The 16,243-nt window shown below is 66.1% G+C and carries 17 protein-coding genes; 4 read left to right on the top strand and 13 right to left on the bottom strand.

Annotated features, from left to right (window positions below):
- A partial coding sequence (locus DPV74_RS30220) for an MFS transporter (protein ID WP_119338523.1) occupies window positions 1-569 on the bottom strand: 569 nt, incomplete at its 3' end.
- Between the two features lie 208 nt (window positions 570-777).
- Between DPV74_RS30220 and DPV74_RS30215 the strand changes: the two genes are divergently transcribed.
- Window positions 778-1,692 (top strand): LysR family transcriptional regulator, encoded by a 915-nt coding sequence (locus DPV74_RS30215; RefSeq protein WP_060083435.1) that lies wholly within the window; start codon window positions 778-780, stop codon window positions 1,690-1,692.
- A 110-nt stretch (window positions 1,693-1,802) separates the two neighbouring features.
- On the opposite strand, the gene DPV74_RS30210 is transcribed toward DPV74_RS30215, so the two are convergent.
- The 5 genes from DPV74_RS30210 to DPV74_RS30190 form a co-directional block, all read right to left on the bottom strand.
- Window positions 1,803-3,335 carry an amino acid permease gene (locus DPV74_RS30210; RefSeq protein ID WP_119338522.1) on the bottom strand — a complete coding sequence of 511 codons (1,533 nt, stop codon included), beginning with the start codon at window positions 3,333-3,335 and terminating at the stop codon, window positions 1,803-1,805.
- Between the two features lie 102 nt (window positions 3,336-3,437).
- Window positions 3,438-3,902 carry an Lrp/AsnC family transcriptional regulator gene (locus DPV74_RS30205; protein WP_059684359.1) on the bottom strand — a complete coding sequence of 155 codons (465 nt, stop codon included), beginning with the start codon at window positions 3,900-3,902 and terminating at the stop codon, window positions 3,438-3,440.
- A 98-nt stretch (window positions 3,903-4,000) separates the two neighbouring features.
- Complete coding sequence (locus DPV74_RS30200) at window positions 4,001-4,759, bottom strand: dimethylarginine dimethylaminohydrolase family protein (protein WP_119338524.1); 759 nt, start codon at window positions 4,757-4,759, stop codon at window positions 4,001-4,003.
- Window positions 4,760-4,966: 207 nt separating this feature from the next.
- Window positions 4,967-6,217: a DUF1479 domain-containing protein gene (locus DPV74_RS30195; RefSeq protein ID WP_119338521.1), complete on the bottom strand. Its 1,251-nt coding sequence runs from the start codon at window positions 6,215-6,217 to the stop codon at window positions 4,967-4,969.
- A gap of 110 nt (window positions 6,218-6,327) precedes the next feature.
- Complete coding sequence (locus tag DPV74_RS30190) at window positions 6,328-6,717, bottom strand: VOC family protein (RefSeq protein WP_119338520.1); 390 nt, start codon at window positions 6,715-6,717, stop codon at window positions 6,328-6,330.
- A gap of 72 nt (window positions 6,718-6,789) precedes the next feature.
- Between DPV74_RS30190 and DPV74_RS30185 the strand changes: the two genes are divergently transcribed.
- A complete protein-coding gene (locus DPV74_RS30185; RefSeq protein WP_119338519.1) occupies window positions 6,790-7,755 on the top strand; it encodes an AraC family transcriptional regulator in 966 nt (321 codons plus the stop codon).
- A gap of 90 nt (window positions 7,756-7,845) precedes the next feature.
- Here DPV74_RS30185 and gltA read toward each other — a convergent pair whose 3' ends face one another.
- From gltA to DPV74_RS30150, 7 genes are all read right to left on the bottom strand, one after another.
- Window positions 7,846-9,147 carry a citrate synthase gene (gltA, locus tag DPV74_RS30180; RefSeq protein WP_049097329.1) on the bottom strand — a complete coding sequence of 434 codons (1,302 nt, stop codon included), beginning with the start codon at window positions 9,145-9,147 and terminating at the stop codon, window positions 7,846-7,848.
- Between the two features lie 66 nt (window positions 9,148-9,213).
- Entirely contained in the window at window positions 9,214-9,486 is a 273-nt protein-coding gene (locus DPV74_RS30175; protein ID WP_011548107.1) for a succinate dehydrogenase assembly factor 2, read from the bottom strand.
- Between the two features lie 12 nt (window positions 9,487-9,498).
- On the bottom strand, window positions 9,499-10,200 hold the full coding sequence (locus DPV74_RS30170) for a succinate dehydrogenase iron-sulfur subunit (RefSeq protein WP_006479352.1): 702 nt from the start codon (window positions 10,198-10,200) through the stop codon (window positions 9,499-9,501).
- 21 nt (window positions 10,201-10,221) lie between these two features.
- Complete coding sequence (gene sdhA, locus DPV74_RS30165; protein WP_027791121.1) at window positions 10,222-11,997, bottom strand: succinate dehydrogenase flavoprotein subunit; 1,776 nt, start codon at window positions 11,995-11,997, stop codon at window positions 10,222-10,224.
- Between the two features lie 3 nt (window positions 11,998-12,000).
- On the bottom strand, window positions 12,001-12,369 hold the full coding sequence (sdhD, locus tag DPV74_RS30160) for a succinate dehydrogenase, hydrophobic membrane anchor protein (RefSeq protein WP_011355745.1): 369 nt from the start codon (window positions 12,367-12,369) through the stop codon (window positions 12,001-12,003).
- Between the two features lie 4 nt (window positions 12,370-12,373).
- Window positions 12,374-12,790: a succinate dehydrogenase, cytochrome b556 subunit gene (gene sdhC / locus DPV74_RS30155; RefSeq protein WP_021158703.1), complete on the bottom strand. Its 417-nt coding sequence runs from the start codon at window positions 12,788-12,790 to the stop codon at window positions 12,374-12,376.
- A 171-nt stretch (window positions 12,791-12,961) separates the two neighbouring features.
- Entirely contained in the window at window positions 12,962-13,786 is an 825-nt protein-coding gene (locus tag DPV74_RS30150; protein WP_034196031.1) for a GntR family transcriptional regulator, read from the bottom strand.
- 288 nt (window positions 13,787-14,074) lie between these two features.
- Between DPV74_RS30150 and DPV74_RS30145 the strand changes: the two genes are divergently transcribed.
- Together DPV74_RS30145 and DPV74_RS30140 are read left to right on the top strand one after the other, a co-directional pair.
- Window positions 14,075-15,061, top strand: a complete 987-nt coding sequence (locus DPV74_RS30145) for a malate dehydrogenase (RefSeq protein WP_027791119.1) — start codon at window positions 14,075-14,077, stop codon at window positions 15,059-15,061.
- Between the two features lie 187 nt (window positions 15,062-15,248).
- Window positions 15,249-16,243 (top strand): CoA ester lyase (locus DPV74_RS30140; protein ID WP_119338518.1); only part of this gene is annotated, 995 nt, incomplete at its 3' end.

Genomic DNA, 16,243 nt, shown 5'->3' with positions numbered 1-16,243 from the left:
GGCCGGTCGCGCGCGCCGTCGCGCGGCAGCCATGCGAACGCGAGCGCGCAGGTCGCGGCCGCGATCGGCAACATCGCGAAGAAGATCGCGCGCCACGAACCGCGATCGACGATCGCCCCGCCGATCGCCGGCGACAACGCGGGCACGAGCAGCGCGACCATCATCACGACCGACGTGAGCCGCGCCCGCGCCTGCGGCGGATACGCGCGATAGGCCATCGTCTGCCCGACCGGAATCAGCAGCCCGCCGCCGAGCCCCTGGACCAGCCGCCACGCGAGCAGCGTCTCGATCGACGGCGACGCGCCGACGCCGGCACTGCCGAGCCCGAACAGCAGCAGCGATGCGGCGAACACGCGCCGCTCGCCGCAACGGCGCGCGAGCCACGTGCCGAACGGAATCACGACGGTCAGGCCGAGCACGTACATGTTGCCGACCCACGCAAGCTGCGCAACCGACGCGTGCAGCTCGCGCTGCAGCGCCGGATACGCGGCGTTCAGCATGAACATGTTCGCGAGGTCGATCGCGAAGCCGAGCAGGTAGACGGCGGCGATTCTGGAACGGTCTGGCATGGCGGCGGGAACATCACGAAACGCCGCAGTGTAGAAGCCGGCACGCGTATCGGTAAGCGGCCGGATGCGACGAGTCCCGTCGCAATTTTTTGACAATCGGATCGCGCCGCCCCGACGCCGTAGCGCCGCAACGCCGCAACGCCGCGCGGCCGCACATTCGGGTACCCTTCGAGCGATCCAACACCCAGACAGGACCCACGCCCCAACCATGGTGAGCCTCGATCGTTTCGCCGTTTTCCGTGCCGTGGTCGAAGCCGGTTCGTTCACGGCCGCCGCCACCGCACTGAACCAGGCGCGGGCGGCCGTCAGTTTCAACGTGAAACAGCTCGAAGCCGAGCTCGGCGTCACGCTGCTCACGCGCACGACCCGGCGTGTCGAGCTGACCGATGCCGGCGAGCGCTTCTATCAGCGCTGCCTGCGCGTGCTCGACGAAGCCGAAGGCGCGATCGACGAGGTGCGCGGCGAGCACGGCGGGATGCAGGGCATGCTGCGTGTGACGTCGACGGTCGAGTATGCGGCGCGCGTCCTCGCACCGATGCTGCATGCCTTCACCGCGCAGCATCCCGCGTTACGCGTGCGGCTCGAAACGCATACGTCGCAGGCCGATCTCGTGCGCGACCGCTTCGACGTCGCGATCCGGCTCGGACGCCACGAGCACTTTCGCGACCTGCCCTATCGCGGCGTCTGCCTCGCCACCTACGACGTACTCGCCGTGATGGCGCCCGACCTGCCGGCGAAGGCCGGGCGCCCGAAACCGGCGTCGCCCGACGACCTCGCCCGCCTGCCGCAGCTCGGCCACAGCCGGCTCGAGCGGATCGCCGAATGGACGCTCACCGATCGCGCGGGCAACGAACATGCATTTCGACCGGCCGCGAAGCCTCGCGTCGTCGTCGACAACGCATCGGTGTTGCGTGAACTCGCGCGCCAGGGCAGCGGCGTCGCGCTGCTGCCCGAATGGCTCGTGCGCGACGATCTCGAAAGCGGCACGCTGGTCGATGCGCTGCCCGCGTACCGGTTTCCGCAGCAGAACGTCTACGCGCTGTACGTCGCGACGCGGCACGTGCCGCAGAAAGTGCGCGCGTGGGTGGACTTCATGAAGGCACGGTTGCAGCACGCGCACTGAGCGCGGTTTGCGCGCGCCGCCGCGCGCGGGCCGTCGCAGCGGAGCCGGCCGTCCGATACGACCGGCTTCCGTTGCCGCGCTTTCGGCACCCCGCCTTCAATACCGACAAGTCAGTGCGGGTGCCCGTGCTGCGTGGCCGCCGCATCGACGGCCTCGACCGAGCGCGTCAGCCACGGCCCGATGTCCATCTCCTCGTAGCGCACGAGCCGGCTCTTGCGCGCCCGGCGATATGCCCACCAGATCGCGACGAACAGCGGAATCCACACGTAGATCGACAGCACTTCCATCCAGTCGATGCGGGCCGCGAAGAACGCCTGGTAATCCTGCCCGAGCGAGATCACGATGCAGATCGCGATCGCGAACAGCGGCCCGAACGGGAACCATTTCGCGCGGTACGGCAGCTGATCGAGCCGGTAGCCCTGCTTCAGGAACCCCTTGCGGAACCGGTAATGGCAGACCGCGATGCCGAGCCACGCGATGAAGCCCGTGATGCCGACCGTGTTCAGCAGCCACAGATAGATGCTCTGGTTGCTGGTCAGCGACGTGAGGAAGCACAGCCCGCCGACGGCCATCGTCGCGTACAGCGCGTTGCGCGGCACGCCGCCCGGCGACAGCGTCGCGAACATCGCCGGCGCGCGCCCTTCCGCCGCGAGGTTGTACAGCATCCGTGTCGCCGCGTAGGTGCCGGAGTTGCCGGCCGACAGCACGGCCGTCAGGATCACGAGATTCATGGCGCCGGCGGCAAGCCGGAAACCGGCATGGCTGAACACCAGCGTGAACGGGCTCACGCCGATGTCGGTCACGTCGCTCTTCAACAGGTTCGGGTCCGTGTACGGCACCAGCAGGCCGATCACGAAGATCGCGAACACGTAGAACAGCATGATTCGCCAGAAAATCTGCTTCACCGCGCGCGGGATCGTCTTGCGCGGATTCTCCGATTCGCCGGCCGTGATCCCGACCAGCTCGGTGCCGAGAAACGAGAATCCCGCGATCAGCGCGACGCTCATCATCGCGTGCACGCCGCCGACAAACGGCGCGTCGCCGGTCGTGAAGTTGCGCAAGCCGACCGGATGCCCGTTCCCGATCAGGCCTGCGGCGATCAGCAGCCCGGCCGCGATGAACGCGACCACGGTCACGACCTTGATCAGCGAGAACCAGTATTCCGATTCGCCGAAGCCGCGCACCGACAGCGTATTCAGCAGGAAGATCAGCACGAGAAAGCCCGCGCCCCACCAGATGCCGGGTATGGTCGGAAACCAGTAGCGCATCACGATCTGCGCGGCGACCAGCTCGATCGCGATCGTCACGGCCCAGCTGTACCAGTAGGTCCAGCCGAGCGCGACGCCGAAGCCTTCGTCGACGTACTTCTCGCCGTAGATCGCAAACGACCCCGACACCGGCATCAGCGCGGCCATCTCGCCGAGGCCCGTGACGACGAAGTACACCATCAGCCCGATCGCGATATACGCGGCGATCGCACCGCCCGGCCCCGCCTGCGCGACCGACGCACCCGACGCGACGAACAGCCCCGTGCCGATCGAGCCGCCGATCGCGATCATCGCGATGTGGCGGCCCTGCAGACGGCGCTTCAGCGTCGTTCCCGACGGCGCGGCCGTCTCCACTGCCGCTTGCATAGCATCCATAGTGTTCACCCTGATTGGATTCGGGCTGGACAATTTGATTCGGAATACAAATCGTCAGGCCCGGTCATTCGCGTCGAAACCGGTCCTTCCCGGCCGGCCGCCTCACACGACGGTGCGCTTGATCGCCTGCAGTTCGGCCGTCGTCACGATCTTCTCGATCCGGAATCGCGGGCTTTCCAGCCACACGTTCGCGATCCGCCGGTACTCGTCGAGATCCTCGCACGCGAGCCGCACGAGAAAATCGAACGTGCCGCTGACGAGCCAGCAATCGAGCACGGCCGGATTCGCACGCATTTCGTCTTCGAACGGCGCCTGCGAACGCCCGTGGTCGGCCAGCACGATCTGCGCGATCACGACGATCGGCTTGGTCGCGCGCGGCGCCTTGATCACCGCACGGTAGCCCTCGATCACGCCGAGCGCCTCGAGCCGCTCCACGCGCGCCTGGCAGGGCCGCGGCGTGAGGTTCACGAGCTCCGACAGCTTCCGGTAGGAAATGCGCCCGTCGGTGCGCAGGATGTCGAGGATCCGGAGATCGATCTTGTCGAGCTGCATCTTCTTGTCGGTCATCCGCGTTCGCTCCGGTCGGGTCGTGGCTGGTGCGCGGAACGTTTCCTGTTCCGCGCGGGGGCCACATTATCCGGCCGAAGCGGCCGCGCGCCAATCGGCTAGAACCGCAGCGACAGGCAGGTCAGGCCGCCGTCCATCTTGCGGAACTCGCTCGTATCGATCACGTGCAGCGGCAGCCCGAGCGACGCGATCGCGTCGTGCACGCGCGGGTAGCCGGCCGGCGTGATCAGCGTGCCGTTCACGCGCAGCGTGTTGCCCGCGTATTCGTCGGCGGCCGAGATTGCGATCCGTCGATAGTCGGCGAATGCCGGATGCGCGGCCAGCGCTTCGGTCACGAGCAGCGTGTCGTCGCCGAGCGCGTTGACGACCGACTTCAAATGCAGGCCGGCGCCCACCGGCACCGCGACGACCGAATAGCCGTAGCGCGACACGAGCGCTTCGAATGCGGCAATGCCTTCGGCGTCGGTACGGCCCGTCAGGCCGATGTAGAAGCGCTTGCCGACCAGCATCACGTCGCCGCCGTCGAGACGGCCGTCCTGCATCGGCAGCAGGTCGCGATGCGCGGCGAGCGCCGCTTCGATGTGCACCGTCTCGCCGCGCCGGGCGGGCGCACCGGGGCGCGTGATCACCGCGAATTCCGGTGTCACGACCGCGACGTCCTCGACGAAGTGCGAATCGGGAAACGCGTCCAGCGGCGGCAGTTCGGTCAGCTCGACGCCGAGCGTGCGCAGCGCGTCGCAGTATGCGTGGAACTGCGTGAGCGTCTTGTCGTAGTCGGGCGCGCCGAGCGCGGCAGTAGTCAGGCCCGCGCCGCAGGACGGCGCAGGGCGGCGAACGATCGCTTGCGTGAATTGCATCGACTCCTCCATGGTCAGCGCCACACCCGTGCGGCACACGGGGCGGCTGCGTTGTGTCCGGACCATTATCGGAAGCCAAATTGCGCAATTCGCGTCGATTTCGGCTGCGCCGACAGCCGATTGCGTCGAATTGCACGCAGCCCGCAGCGGATTCGGCAGACGGCCGTTCACCGCGTGGCGAACGGCCGCTTTCCCGTGCGACACGGGCTAAGCGCCCGGCCCGAACCCCATCTGCGAACGGCCGAGCGCCGAGAGATCGCCCTCCCCGCCCCGTCCGTCGAATTCGACCTCGAAATGGTCGGCCGGGAAATCGGGCGGGCTCTCACCGCGCAGGAACGCGGCCCGCTGGCGCAGCAGGTACGCGTCGTTCTTCGCGCAACCGGGCGCGGCCGCGATGTACATCACGTTGCTGTCGCCGCTGCCGCGGTGCGCATCCTCGACCGCGTGCACGACGTCGCCATGCCAGAACACCGCGTCGCCCGGCTCCATGTGCGGGATCGGCACCAGCGCATCGAGCAACAGTGGGTGCCATTCAGGCCGGATCGACAGCGCGCGACCCGGACGCGCGCCGCACAGGTCGTCGTCGGCGACATCGTCCTGCAGCGCGCGCAGCACGACATAGGCCATCGCGTTCGCAACCGGGATCAACTGCAGCGTGCCGTCGCCCGGCCCCTGCGGCGTGAGCGCGGTCCAGCCCTGGAACGTGCGGAACATCGAGCACACGGCCGGCGACGGAATCTCCTCGACGTCCGGACGGAACGCCGCATCGAACGGGTCGTAATCACGCCAGCGGCCGGCCAGCACGTGACGGTAGACCTGGCGGAAGTTCGCGCCGAGCCAGCGTTCGACGGAACCGCCGTCGACATGCGGCGACAGCCCGAGTGACGTCGAGCCGGGCGGGCGGCGGCGAATCCGGTCCGCATAGGCCGGCACCTGGTCGGGATCGAAGTGCGTACGCCCGCCGTCGGCGTGCCGCCACAGACGGTTCAGGAACACGCGCGCCCGCGTCAGTGCCGGCGACTGGCGCGCAGCCACCTGCGGCTTCGACCAATAAACGCCGTAGATCTGCGGCTTGCCCGACGCAAGGTTGCCGAAATAGCGATCCTCGGCGCGCGCATCGAGCCGCTCGGTGAAGCGGTTCGCGTCCAGGTACGCGCCGATCTCGTCGTTCCAGTCGCGCGCCTGCCGCGCATCGAATACGCGACGAATCACGACCGCGCCATGCGTGCGGATCGCTGCCACCGCGCGCGGATCGACCGTCCCGCCCGCGATGTCCGCGAACGGCACCACCGGAATCACGTCGTGACCATGCGCATGCGCGCGGCGGATCGCGTCGACCTGCCGCGCGATGTCGCCCTCCAGCTCGCGAAACGTGGCCGCATAACCGGGCAGGTCGGCGCGCAGCCGCTTTTTCGCGTCGCGAATCGCGGCAGGCAGGTCGTCAATCGTCAGTTGCATCGTGGTCTCCTCGCTGACAGGTATCGTGATGTGCCGTCAGCGTACGGCCGGTGCGCAGCCGAGATCACCGTTATCCGGCCAACTATCGATACAATCCTGACAACCCTGGATCACTCGGAACGATGACAGACCACGCAAAGCTTGTTGCCGTCCGGATCGCGGAAATAGGCGCCGTAGTAATCGCGGTGATAGTCCGGCCGCAGGCCCGGCGGCCCTTCGCAGGTGCCGCCGTGGCGCAGCGCGAGCGCGTGGCAGCGATCGACGTGCGCGCGCGTCGGCGCAACGAACGCGATCGTGTGGCCGTTGCCCGGTTCGGGCGCACGGCCGTCGAGCGGCTGGCCGAAGAAGAACAGCGGCCGGTCGGCGTCGGCCGGCATCCAGCCCGTCCAGCCGTCCGGCTCGCGGAATTTGAGGCGCAGCCCGAGTTCCGCGAACAGCGGCGCGTAGAAATCGTAGGCGCGTGAGGTGTCGCTGACGCCCACGCAAACATGTGAAAACATGGCATTGCTCCGTCGTGACGATCGACCTCGATCATGCCATGGCGCGATGCCCGCCCTCTCCCGGAGGCCGCGATGAAACCGCAGTACGAGCACGTGACGTTCGCCCCCGGCTGTTCGATCCGTGTCTATCACCGCCAGCTCGCGCGCATTCCGTTCGAATGGCATCGCCATCCCGAGTACGAACTGACGCTGACGCTCAACAGCCGCGGCCGGCGCTTCATCGGCGATCACGTCGCGCACTACGCAGACGACGACCTGGTGCTCGTGCCGCCCAACCTGCCGCATACCTGGTCGTCGAACGCGCGCATCGATCGCGATGCGCCCGAGGTCGCGGTCGTCATCTGGTTCGACGGCGACTGGGTGCGGCGGCTGGCCGACTGCTGCCCCGAATACGCGCCGCTGCGTTCGCTGCTGCGGCGTGCCGCACCGGGCCTGCGCTTCGACACGGACACAGCCCGCGCGATGCGGGCGCGGCTGCCGCACTTGCTCGATCCGTCGCCGCGCGCCAGGCTCGCGGCCGCGCTCGACACGCTCGCCGATCTCGCGGAAGCCGGCGGCGAGCCGCTCGCCACCGCGCACGCGTACGACCGAACCGAAAGCACGACACCGCACGCCGATTCGGCCGCCCCCGAAGCGGAGCGCCTTGACCGCGTGCTCGATGCGATCGACCGGCACTTCCACGAACCGCTGCGCATCGACGCGCTTGCCGCCGCTGCGCACATGTCCGAACGCACGCTGCAGCGCCTGTTCGTCCGACATCTCGGCGAAAGCGTCGGGCGCTACGTGCAGCGGCTGCGGCTCGCGCACGCGTGCCGTCATCTCGTCGGCACCGACTGGCCGATCGCGACCGTGGCCGCGCGCTGCGGCATTCCGAATGCCGCGAACTTCAACCGCCAGTTCCTCGCCGCACGCGGGATGACGCCCGGCGCCTACCGGCAATTCTTCGTGCGGCACGGCCACGCGCCCGATGACGACGCGCCCGCACTCGACACACGCCCGCCGTCGCTGGAGCATCGCGCCGATCCGGCGCGCAAATGAAAACACCCCGACGGGATGACCCGTCGGGGTGTCGTGGCGTTGCGATTGCCCGACACGAGCGGCCTGCCGGCCGTTCGCGCCACACACGGCTTAACGTGCGTTGAGCGGCTTCGCTTCGCGCGGCGTATCGCCGATGAACAGCTGACGCGGACGGCCGATCTTCTGCTCCGGATCGCCGATCATTTCGTTCCACTGTGCGATCCAGCCGACCGTACGTGCCATCGCGAAGATACACGTGAACATCGACGTCGGGATGCCCAGCGCGCGCTGAACGATGCCCGAGTAGAAGTCGACGTTCGGGTACAGCTTGCGCGACACGAAGTATTCGTCTTCCAGCGCGATCTTCTCGAGCTGCATCGCGAGCTTGAACAGCGGGTCGTCGTGCAGGCCCAGTTCGTTCAGCACTTCGTAGCACGTTTCGCGCATCAGCTTCGCACGCGGGTCGTAGTTCTTGTACACGCGGTGACCGAAGCCCATCAGCTTCACGCCCGAATTCTTGTCCTTCACCTGCTTGATGAATTCGGGGATGTTGTCCGGCGAACCGATCTGCTCGAGCATGTTCAGCGCGGCTTCGTTCGCACCACCGTGCGCCGGGCCCCACAGACACGCGATACCGGCCGCGATACATGCGAACGGGTTCGCGCCCGACGAGCCGGCCAGGCGGACGGTCGACGTCGATGCGTTCTGCTCGTGGTCGGCGTGCAGGATCAGGATACGGTCGAGTGCGCGGACGAGCACGTCGTTGACCTTGTACTCTTCGCACGGGTTCGAGAACATCATGTGCATGAAGTTCGCGCTGTACGACAGCGAGTTCTTCGGATACACGAACGGCTGGCCGATGCTGTACTTGTAAGCCATCGCGACGAGCGTCGGCAGCTTCGCGATCATGCGGATCGCCGACACTTCACGGTGACGCGGATCGTTGATGTCGAGCGAGTCGTGGTAGAACGCCGACAGCGCGCCGACTGCGGCGACCAGGATCGCCATCGGGTGCGCGTCGCGGCGGAAGCCACGGAAGAAGAAGTGCATCTGCTCGTGCACCATCGTGTGCTTCGTGACGGTGTCGACGAATTCCTTCTTCTGCGCTGCGTTCGGCAGCTCACCCTTCAGCAGCAGGTAGCAGCTTTCGAGGAAGTCCGCGTTTTGCGCGAGGTTGTCGATCGGGTAGCCGCGGTACAGCAGCTCGCCCTTGTCGCCGTCGATGTACGTGATCGCCGAATTACAAGCTGCCGTCGACATGAAGCCCGGGTCGTACGTGAACTTGCCGGTCTGGCCGTACAGCTTGCGGATGTCGATCACGTCCGGGCCCATCGTGCCCTTGTAGATCGGCATTTCGACGCTCGGAGAGTTGTCGCTGAACGATAGCGTGGCTTTAACATCAGACGGAGTCATGGCACATCCTCAATCGAAATAAAGAAACGGGATTCGATAACGGGCACAACGTGTCACACCTTGGCGTTACACGTTGCGCAGCATCTCCAACAGCCGGTGAATGTCCGGGCTGTCTAGGTCGCCTTCTGGTTCCTTGCGCGCGAGGAGCAAGTCCATCAGGTCGTTGTCGCTCAGATCGAGCAGGCGCGACAACGCGCCTACGTCTGCATCGGTGAGGTCATGCTCGTATCTGCCGAAGAAACGCTCGAATACGATGTCGTTTTCCAGCAGACCCCGCCGCGCGCGCCAGCGAAGGCGCGCGCGACGGTGCGGGTCGGATTGATGCGAATCGTCGCTCATTGCAGCCCGGCCTTAAACCGCGCGGCGGACCATCAGTTCCTTGATCTTGCCGATCGCCTTCGTCGGGTTCAGGCCCTTCGGGCAAACGTCGACGCAGTTCATGATCGTGTGGCAACGGAACAGACGGTACGGGTCTTCCAGGTTGTCGAGACGCTCGCCGGTAGCGGTGTCGCGGCTGTCCGCGATGAAGCGGTAAGCCTGCAGCAGGCCGGCCGGGCCGACGAATTTGTCCGGGTTCCACCAGAAGCTCGGGCACGACGTCGAGCAGCTCGCGCACAGAATGCACTCGTACACGCCGTCGAGCTCGTCGCGTTCTTCCGGCGACTGGAGGCGTTCCTTCTCCGGCGGCGGCGCGTCGTTGATCAGGTACGGCTTGATCGAGTGGTACTGGTTGAAGAAGTGCGTCATGTCGACGATCAGGTCGCGCACGACGGGCAGGCCCGGCAGCGGACGCAGCACGATCTTCTGCGGCAGGTCGTTCAGGTTCGTCAGGCACGCGAGACCGTTCTTGCCGTTGATGTTCATCGCGTCCGAACCGCACACGCCTTCACGGCACGAACGGCGGAACGACAGCGTCTCGTCCAGTGCCTTCAGCTTCACCAGTGCGTCGAGCAGCATGCGCTCATGCTGGATCTCGAGCTCGTACGTCTGCATGCGCGGCGCTGCGTCCTTGTCCGGATCGTAGCGGTAGACTTCAAAAATGCGTTTTGCCATTTCGGATTCCTTTGACTCGGCTTAGAACGTGCGCGGCTTCGGCGGCACGGAGTCGACCGTCAGCGGCTTCATTTGAACCGGCTTGTAGTCGAGGCGATCGCCTTCGCTGTACCACAGCGTGTGGCGCAGCCAGTTCTCGTCGTCGCGGTGTTCGTAGTCGCTGTGTGCGTGCGCGCCACGGCTTTCCTTGCGCGCTTCCGCCGACACCATCGTGGCGCGGGCCACTTCGATCAGGTTCTCCAGCTCGAGCGCTTCGACGCGCGCGGTGTTGAACACCTTCGACTTGTCCTTCAGGTGGATGTTTTCCACGCGCGCCTTCAGGCCGGCCATCTGGTCGACGCCTTCCTTCAGCAGCTCCGACGTGCGGAACACGCCTGCGTGCTTCTGCATCGTCGAACGGATGTCGTTCGCGACGTCCTGCGTGTATTCGCCCGAGGTCGACTTGTCCAGCTTCGCCAGGCGCGCCAGCGAGAATTCGCCTGCATCGGCCGGCAGCGGCTTGTGTTCCTTCTGGTTCTTCACGTGCTCGACGATGTGGTTGCCGGCCGCACGGCCGAACACCACGAGGTCCAGCAGCGAGTTCGTGCCGAGGCGGTTTGCGCCGTGCACGGACACGCACGAGCATTCGCCCACTGCGTAGAAGCCGTTGACCGGATCCTTGTGACCGCGCGACGTGCCGACGACCTGGCCGTGGATGTTGGTCGGGATGCCGCCCATCTGGTAGTGGATCGTCGGGACGACCGGGATCGGTTCCTTGATCGCGTCGACGTTCGCGAACTTCAGCGCGATTTCGCGGATCGACGGCAGACGCTTCATGATCGTCTCGGCGCCGATGTGCGACAGGTCGAGCAGCACGTGATCCTTGTTCGGCCCCACGCCGCGGCCTTCCTTGATTTCCTGGTCCATCGAGCGCGACACGAAGTCACGCGGCGCCAGATCCTTCAGCGTCGGTGCATAGCGCTCCATGAAGCGCTCGCCGTTCGCGTTGCGCAGGATACCGCCTTCACCACGCACGCCTTCGGTGATCAGCACGCCCGCGCCGGCCACGCCGGTCGGGTGGAACTGCCAGAACTCCATGTCCTGCAGCGCGATGCCCGAACGCGCAGCCATGCCGAGGCCGTCGCCGGTGTTGATGAACGCGTTGGTCGATGCCGCGAAGATCCGGCCTGCGCCGCCCGTCGCGAACAGCGTCGTCTTGCCTTCCATGATGTAGACGTCGCCCGTCTCCATCTCGAGGGCCGTCACGCCGAGCACGTCGCCGTCCGCATCGCGGATCAGGTCGAGCGCCATCCATTCGACGAAGAACTGCGTCTTCGCTTCGACGTTCTGCTGGTACAGCGTGTGCAGCAGCGCGTGACCGGTCCGGTCGGCGGCCGCGCATGCGCGCTGGACCGGCTTCTCGCCGTAGTTCGCGGTGTGGCCGCCGAACGGGCGCTGGTAGATCGTGCCGTCCGCGTTGCGGTCGAACGGCATGCCGAAGTGCTCGAGTTCGTACACGACGTTCGGCGCTTCACGGCACATGAACTCGATCGCGTCCTGGTCGCCGAGCCAGTCGGAGCCCTTGATCGTGTCGTAGAAGTGGAAGTGCCAGTTGTCTTCGCTCATGTTGCCGAGCGACGCACCGATACCGCCCTGCGCGGCCACCGTGTGCGAACGCGTCGGGAACACCTTCGACAGCACGCCGACCGACAGGCCCGCGCGCGACAGTTGCAGCGCCGCGCGCAAGCCGGAGCCGCCCGCGCCGACGATCACGACGTCAAACTTGCGGCGCGGGAGATTAGTTTTGATTGCAGCCATTCTTTACACTCTCCAGAGAATCTGCGCGGCGTAGCCCGCACATGCGAGCAGCCAGACGATGGTCAGCGATTGCAGCAGCAGGCGCACACCGACGGGCTTCACGTAGTCCATCCAGATGTCGCGCACGCCGACCCATGCGTGGTAGAAGAGGGAAAGCAGCATCACGAAGGTCGCGAGCTTCATCCATTGCGCGGCGAAGATCGATGCCCAGCCTTCGTACGAGAAATCGTGCGCGCCGAAGAACAGGACGAGCAGAATGACCGTGTAGACCGCCATGATCGTGGCGGTGATGCGCTGCGCAAGCCAGTCGCGCAGGCCGTAATGTGCGCCGACGACGAGGCGCTTCGAGCCGATTCGGTTATTGGCTGCCATTTTCTTAGAATGCTCCGAACAGTTTGAGTGCCATGGCGATCGTCAGCGCGATCGAGACGACAAAGACGACGACTGCCGTCCGCTTGCCGCCTTCCTTCGTGACGGCGTCGTGGTTGACGTCCATCAGCAGGTGGCGAATGCCGGCGCAGAAATGGTGGAAGAAGGCCCACGACAGTGCGAGGACGATCAGCTTGACGATGATGTTGGAGAGGAAAGCCTTGAAGACTTCGAAGCTGAGCTCGGACGTGAGGCTCTGGTCGAAGAGGAACAGCAGGAACGGCAGGAACAAGAACAGCAGCGCGCCGCTGACTCGATGGAGAATCGACAATATCGCCGCCAGCGGCATGCGATATTTCATCGTGATATCGGCGAATCCGATGTTCCGGTATTCCGGCCTCGGCTTTCTTACTGCATCAGTCATGCTAGACCCCTACTATGTTGTCACACTAATCCGCGATTTTAGCGCCTTTTTATATCGCGCTGCAGCGAAAGTCTGCTCTGGATAGTTGCGCGAACTAGAACAAAAGGCGGCCCGAAACGTGCTTCGCGAGCGTGGGAAACGCGAACGCACTCGGCTTGAGCCGAAACTCCGTCAACTCAAGTCATTCTGATAGTAGTACCCGGTTGTGACATACCAGCCGCGACGCACCTCCACCGGCCGGTCACCATATGTATAGGACACGCGCTCGACCGACAGCAACGGAAAACCCGCCGGCACGTGCAGCAGGTCCGCCACCGCCGGCTCCGCCGCCACCGCGCGGATCTTCTCCGTCGCGCGAATCATCCGCGTGCCGAACTCCGTCTCGAACATCGCGTAGAGCGGCCCCTTGTACTCGCTCAGCCGCTCGAACGTGAGCCCGCGGAACATCGCGCCCGGCAGCCAGATCTCGTCGAGCACCGTCACTTCGTTCTCGAACTCCAGCAGCCGGCGCACCTGCACGACCGGATCGGCCGGCTTCAGGTCGAGCTGCCGCGCGATCTCGGCCGGCGCGCGCAGGCGCCGGCATTCGAGCAGGCGGCTCACGTGCGGATGCTCGGCACCGTCGTCGGCCAGCAGGCGCAGGAAGCGGAACTGCGCGCGATCCTCATTGTGCGTCGCAACAAAAGTACCCTTGCCCTGCCGCCGGACCACGAGGTTTTCCGCGGCCAGTTCGTCGATCGCCTTGCGGACGGTGCCCTGGCTGACCTTGTAGCGGGCCGCGAGCTCCACCTCGCTCGGGATGATCTCGCCCGGCTTCCATTCACCGGATTCGAGACTTTGCGTGATCAATGACTTAATCTGCTGGTATAACGGGCTGAACGTCGGCGACGGCGGCGCCGCAGGCGAAGGTGCGGGATCGCTCGCGCCCGGCTGCCCTGGGCCGCCTGCGCCGGTCTGATTCGCGGTATTCGCCTGGTTCGATGTCATGGCGCGCATTTCATCACAAACCGCACTTTTTCGTCCACTCAATTTCCGCAAAACATCTGTCTTATATAAGACATATGATACCGTTTGACTTTGCGCGTGACGGCTCCTACACTCCCGGTCGAGCAAGGGTTCGCGGGTGCAAAAGCGCGTCCCCGGCTACGTGCCACGGCCGTCTCCAGGTTCACCGCGTCTGCCATCGCGAGTCCTCCGCCCTGCTTCAATGCAACGCTACGCACAACGCGCATAGAATGGCGTTTTCGCTAGCGTCCAACGCTTCACCCGTCCTGGAGATTTTCAATGGCTAAGCCCGCAAAGCGCGTTGCCGTCACCGGCGCCGCAGGTCAAATCGCTTACTCCCTGCTGTTCCGCATCGCGAACGGCGACCTGCTCGGCAAGGACCAGCCGGTCATCCTGCAACTGCTCGACCTCCCGCAAGCCCAAGCCGCCGTCAAAGGCGTCGTGATGGAACTCGACGATTGCGCGTTCCCGCTGCTGGCGGGCGTCGTGATCACCGACGATCCGAAGGTCGCATTCAAGGATGCCGACGTCGCACTGCTGGTCGGCGCACGTCCGCGCTCGAAGGGCATGGAGCGCAAGGACCTGCTGTCGGCGAACGCTGAAATCTTCACGGTTCAGGGCGCTGCGCTGAACGAAGTCGCCAGCCGCGACGTGAAGGTGCTGGTCGTCGGCAACCCGGCGAACACGAACGCATACATCGCGATGAAGTCGGCGCCGGATCTGCCGAAGAAGAACTTCACGGCAATGCTGCGCCTCGACCACAACCGCGCGCTGTCGCAGCTCGCAGCGAAGTCGGGCAAGCCGGTCGCATCGATCGAGAAGCTCGCCGTGTGGGGCAACCACTCGCCGACGATGTACCCCGACTTCCGCTTCGCGACCGCCGAAGGCGAATCGCTGCTGAAGCTGATCAACGACGACGTGTGGAACCGCGACACGTTCATCCCGACCGTCGGCAAGCGCGGCGCGGCGATCATCGAAGCGCGCGGCCTGTCGTCGGCGGCGTCGGCAGCCAACGCGGCGATCGACCACGTGCGTGACTGGGTCCTCGGCACGAACGGCAAGTGGGTCACGATGGGCATCCCGTCGGACGGCTCGTACGGCATCCCCGAAGACATCATCTACGGCGTGCCGGTCGTGTGCGAAAACGGCGAGTACAAGCGCATCGAAGGCCTGGAAATCGACGCCTTCTCGCGCGAGAAGATGGACGGCACGCTGGCCGAGCTGCTCGAAGAGCGCGATGGCGTTGCCCACCTGCTGAAGAACTAAGCATCACGTGCCTTTGCCGGGCGGCTCTCGGGCCGCCCGGTTCCGGCCCGGGCCGGCGCCAGCCGCCGGCCCTGCCGAACGATCCGATCCGCGCCCGTTTTGCCGCCCCGCGCCCGCCGCGCACCGGCCCAGAACGCGCCCGAATCCGATTTTCTCCACGTTGACCCGCTTCCCTGACGTAGACGAGATGGCTGCGCTCACTCCTGCACAAGTGCTGTACGACGGGGCGTCCCCGCCCGCGGTCCTGCCCTGTTGCGATCACTACGCGGGCAGCGAAAAGCTGATGCGCAAGTCGCTCGCGCTGCAGGCCGAAACGGGCCCCGTGTTCGACATCACGCTCGACTGCGAAGACGGCGCGGCCGTCGGCCAGGAAGCCGCGCACGCGGCACTCGTCGCCGACATGCTCGGCAGCGACGAAAACCGCTTCGGCCGCGTCGGCGTCCGCATCCACGACTTTTCCCATCCGCACTGGCGCGACGACGTGCGCATCGTGCTGCGCGCGTCGCGCGCACCCGCCTACATCACGCTCCCGAAGATCGCGAGTGCCGCCGACGCAGCCGAAATGACCGCGTTCATCGAAGGCACGCGCCGCGAGCTCGGCATCGCGCAGCCGATCCCGGTCGACGTGCTGGTCGAGACGCACGGCGCGCTCGCGCAGGCGGCCGCCCTCGCCGCGCTGCCGACGGTCGGCACGCTGAGCTTCGGGCTGATGGATTTCGTCTCCGCGCACCATGGCGCGATTCCCGATGCCGCGATGCGCTCGCCCGGCCAGTTCGAGCACCCGCTCGTGCGCCGCGCGAAGCTGGAAATCGCCGCGGCTTGCCACGCGCACGGCAAGACGCCGTCGCACAACGTGACGACCGAGGTGCGCGACATGAGCGTCGTCGCCGCCGATGCACGCCGCGCGCGCGACGAATTCGCCTTCACGCGGATGTGGAGCATCCACCCCGCGCAGATCCGCCCGATCGTCGACGCATTCGCGCCGCGTACCGACGAGGTCGCGCTGGCCGCCGAGATCCTGCTGGCCGCGCAGGCCGCCGACTGGGGGCCGACGCGCCACGGTGATACGCTGCACGATCGCGCGAGCTACCGGTATTACTGGTCGGTGCTGCGCCGCGCGCGGGCCACCGGCCAGCCCGTACCGGCCGAGGCCGCGCCGCTGTTCGGCCCGGCCGGCGCGGG

Source organism: Burkholderia sp. HAN2018 (assembly GCF_024704855.1).
Taxonomy (GTDB): Bacteria; Pseudomonadota; Gammaproteobacteria; order Burkholderiales; family Burkholderiaceae; genus Burkholderia; species Burkholderia cepacia.
This window is presented reverse-complemented; position numbering and strand designations above follow the sequence as displayed.

What these genes read in the sequence shown, in the direction of transcription:
- DPV74_RS30215 (WP_060083435.1), top strand. Translation starts at nt 778, where the DNA reads ATGGTGAGCCTCGATCGTTTCGCCGTTTTCCGTGCCGTGGTCGAAGCC.
- DPV74_RS30210 (WP_119338522.1), bottom strand. Translation starts at nt 3,335, where the DNA reads ATGGATGCTATGCAAGCGGCAGTGGAGACGGCCGCGCCGTCGGGAACG.
- DPV74_RS30205 (WP_059684359.1), bottom strand. Translation starts at nt 3,902, where the DNA reads ATGACCGACAAGAAGATGCAGCTCGACAAGATCGATCTCCGGATCCTC.
- DPV74_RS30200 (WP_119338524.1), bottom strand. Translation starts at nt 4,759, where the DNA reads ATGCAATTCACGCAAGCGATCGTTCGCCGCCCTGCGCCGTCCTGCGGC.
- DPV74_RS30195 (WP_119338521.1), bottom strand. Translation starts at nt 6,217, where the DNA reads ATGCAACTGACGATTGACGACCTGCCTGCCGCGATTCGCGACGCGAAA.
- DPV74_RS30190 (WP_119338520.1), bottom strand. Translation starts at nt 6,717, where the DNA reads ATGTTTTCACATGTTTGCGTGGGCGTCAGCGACACCTCACGCGCCTAC.
- DPV74_RS30185 (WP_119338519.1), top strand. Translation starts at nt 6,790, where the DNA reads ATGAAACCGCAGTACGAGCACGTGACGTTCGCCCCCGGCTGTTCGATC.
- gltA (WP_049097329.1), bottom strand. Translation starts at nt 9,147, where the DNA reads ATGACTCCGTCTGATGTTAAAGCCACGCTATCGTTCAGCGACAACTCT.
- DPV74_RS30175 (WP_011548107.1), bottom strand. Translation starts at nt 9,486, where the DNA reads ATGAGCGACGATTCGCATCAATCCGACCCGCACCGTCGCGCGCGCCTT.
- DPV74_RS30170 (WP_006479352.1), bottom strand. Translation starts at nt 10,200, where the DNA reads ATGGCAAAACGCATTTTTGAAGTCTACCGCTACGATCCGGACAAGGAC.
- sdhA (WP_027791121.1), bottom strand. Translation starts at nt 11,997, where the DNA reads ATGGCTGCAATCAAAACTAATCTCCCGCGCCGCAAGTTTGACGTCGTG.
- sdhD (WP_011355745.1), bottom strand. Translation starts at nt 12,369, where the DNA reads ATGGCAGCCAATAACCGAATCGGCTCGAAGCGCCTCGTCGTCGGCGCA.
- sdhC (WP_021158703.1), bottom strand. Translation starts at nt 12,790, where the DNA reads ATGACTGATGCAGTAAGAAAGCCGAGGCCGGAATACCGGAACATCGGA.
- DPV74_RS30150 (WP_034196031.1), bottom strand. Translation starts at nt 13,786, where the DNA reads ATGCGCGCCATGACATCGAACCAGGCGAATACCGCGAATCAGACCGGC.
- DPV74_RS30145 (WP_027791119.1), top strand. Translation starts at nt 14,075, where the DNA reads ATGGCTAAGCCCGCAAAGCGCGTTGCCGTCACCGGCGCCGCAGGTCAA.